The organism is Prevotella sp. C0209C1 (genome assembly GCF_056583855.1).
Genome location: NZ_JBWPJP010000061.1, coordinates 1 through 3,336 on the forward strand (window position 1 = coordinate 1; position 3,336 = coordinate 3,336).

General features: G+C 46.0%; 2 rRNA genes. Both read left to right on the forward strand.

The window, feature by feature from the left end:
* Positions 1-55 (forward strand): 16S ribosomal RNA (locus AC1DCD_RS10095); the annotation flags it as partial.
* Positions 56-462: 407 nt separating this feature from the next.
* Positions 463-3,336: ribosomal RNA gene (locus tag AC1DCD_RS10100) — 23S ribosomal RNA — on the forward strand; the annotation flags it as partial.

The window sequence follows — 3,336 nt, forward strand, 5'->3', positions numbered from 1 at the left end:
GGCTAAGTCGTAACAAGGTAGCCGTACCGGAAGGTGCGGCTGGAACACCTCCTTTCTGGAGCAGAATGTATACGATAGACATCTTTATGGTATAAAGTATAAAAAAAAAAAGAGTATTCTACCTTTTTCTAAGGTTTGTTTCTCTTTTTGTACTACAAGTACTCTGTTTTTAAATAATAATAGGAGTAAGAGAATATTCTAAATAAAAACAAAGAATATGGCTCACATTATATAAAGGTTCAAGACCTGATACTCCACTTAGGCTATAAAATCTCTCTCTATAGAGAGTAGCTAAGACGATCTTTGACATATTGTACATTAAATAAACTGTAAGTGAAATAACATCAAATCTTATTTTATAAGAAATGATTATGTTATAAAAATAATTCAATTTGAAAATAGAAATCACACAACAGCTGAAAGTATGAGCTACAACTCTTCTTATTTAAGTAAGAGTTAGCGAAGAAAGTAAAAAAGGGCGTATGGCGGATGCCTAGGCTCATGGAGGCGATGAAGGACGTGATAAGCTGCGATAAGCCTTGGTTAAGTGCAAATAACTGTTAACCCAAGGATTTCCGAATGGGACAACCTAACATGTAGAAGACATGTTACTCCTATAATATTTAGGAGAGCTAACGGAGGGAACTGAAACATCTTAGTACCTCTAGGAAAAGAAAATAAAAATGATTCCCTTAGTAGTGGCGAGCGAACGGGGAAAAGCCCAAACCTATTACGTATATTGCGTAATAGGGGTAGTAGGACCACGATAACGGAAAAAGTCAATCGAGAGGAATATTTTGGAAAGAATAACAATATAAGGTGACAGTCCTGTACTCGAAGTGCGACTTATCCAAGTGTAATCCTGAGTAGTGCGGAACACGTGTAATTTTGCATGAATCAGCCGGGACCATCCGGTAAGGCTAAATACTCCCATGAGACCGATAGTGAAGAAGTACTGTGAAGGAAAGGTGAAAAGCACTCCGCTGAGGAGAGTGAAAGAGTTCCTGAAACCATACGCCTACAAGCGGTCGGAGCATATATATTATGTGACGGCGTGCCTTTTGCATAATGAACCTACGAGTTACCATGTCTGGCAAGGATAAGTGTCAAGAGTCACGTATCCAAAGTGAAAGCGAGCCTGAAACGGGCGTATTAGTCAGATGGGGTAGACGCGAAACCAAGTGATCTACACTTGCCCAGGTTGAAGTTCGGGTAACACCGAATGGAGGACCGCACCAATAAGCGTTGAAAAGCTTCTGGATGAGGTGAGTGTAGGAGTGAAAGGCCAATCAAACTTGGAGATAGCTCGTACTCCCCGAAAGGCATTTAGGTGCCGCGTGCTATGATAAACATAAGAGGTAGAGCGACCGATAGGTCAAGAGGGCTTCACCGCCTATTGCGACCTGACGAACTCCGAATGCTTATGTTTTGCAGTAGTGCAGTAAGGGGGCGGGTGCTAAGGTCCGTCCCCGAGAGGAGAAGAATCCAGACCGTCATCTAAGGTCCCGAAATTCTGTCTAAGTTAGTCTAACGAAGTGTGGTCCCCGTGACAGCTAGGATGTTGGCTTGGAAGCAGCCATTCATTCAAAGAGTGCGTAACAGCTCACTAGTCGAGGGTCCGTGCATGGATAATAATCGGGTATAAAGTCAGATACCGAAGGTGCGGGATAGTATATAAAAAAAGTATCGGTAGGGGAGCATTCCATCGGCTTAGAATATAGGTTGTGAGACCTGTTGGAGCTTATGGAAAAGCAAATGTAGGTATAAGTAACGATAAAAAGGGTTAGATTCCCTTTCGCCGAAAGACCGAGGTTTCCCGGGCGATGCCAATCAGCCCGGGGTTAGTCGAGTCCTAAGTCTCATCCTAATGGAGCAGGCGATGGCAGATGCGGTTAATATTCCGCAACTTGCTTAAAGAGTGACGTGGAGACGGAGTAGTGACACTGTCGCGTTCAGACGGAAAGGAACGTTTACCGCCGTATGTAATGAGAAATGCAGGCAAATCCACATTTCGAGCAGAAAGCGTAAAGTACAATATTCTCTTCGGAGGAAATTGATAGTACAGGTAATCAGACTTCCAAGAAAATCCGCTAACATAAATTTTTAAGCAACTCGTACCGCAAACGGACACACGTGGTCGGGTAGAACATACTAAGGCGTTGAGAGATTCATGGTTAAGGAACTAGGCAAATTGACCCTGTAACTTCGGGATAAAGGGTCCTCGTGTTTAAATATACGAGGCGCAGAGAATAGGTCCAGGCAACTGTTTAACAAAAACACAGGGCTGTGCTAACTCGAAAGATGATGTATACAGCCTGACACCTGCCCGGTGCTGGAAGGTTAAGAGGAGAGCTTAGAAGCAATTCGAAGGTTTGAATTGAAGCCCCAGTAAACGGCGGCCGTAACTATAACGGTCCTAAGGTAGCGAAATTCCTTGTCGGGTAAGTTCCGACCTGCACGAATGGTGTAATGATCCGGACGCTGTCTCAACCATGATCTCAGTGAAATTGTAGTATCGGTGAAGATGCCGATTACCCGCGATGGGACGAAAAGACCCCGTGAACCTTTACTATAGCTTAACATTGACCTTGGTCATCCGATGTGTAGGATAGGCCGGAGGCTTAGAAGTTTTTGCGCCAGCAGAAGTGGAGCCACCGTTGAAATACGGCCCTTTGGCTGTCTGAGGTCTAACGCGCATAGCGCGGACATTGTTTGGTGGGTAGTTTGACTGGGGTGGTCGCCTCCAAAAGCGTAACGGAGGCTTCCAAAGGTACCCTCAGGTCGATTGGTAACCGACCTCAAAGAGTGTAATGGCATAAGGGTGCTTGACTGGGAGGCAGACATGCCGAGCAGGTAGGAAACTAGGGCATAGTGATCCGGCGGATGTGTATGGAAACTCCGTCGCTCAAAGGATAAAAGGTACTCCGGGGATAACAGGCTGATCCCCCCCAAGAGCTCATATCGACGGGGTGGTTTGGCACCTCGATGTCGGCTCGTCACATCCTGGGGCTGGAGAAGGTCCCAAGGGTTGGGCTGTTCGCCCATTAAAGTGGCACGCGAGCTGGGTTCAGAACGTCGTGAGACAGTTCGGTCTCTATCTATCGTGGGCGTTGGAGTTTTGAGTGGTTCTGACACTAGTACGAGAGGACCGTGTTGGACAGACCTCCGGTTTACCAGTTGTGCCGCCAGGTGCACTGCTGGGTATCTGAGTCTGGTATGGATAAGCGCTGAAAGCATCTAAGTGCGAAGCCTTCCGCGAGATGAGAACTCCTCATAAGGGTCGTCAAAGACGATGACGTTGATAGGGTGTAGGTGTACAGACGGTGACGTCAAAGC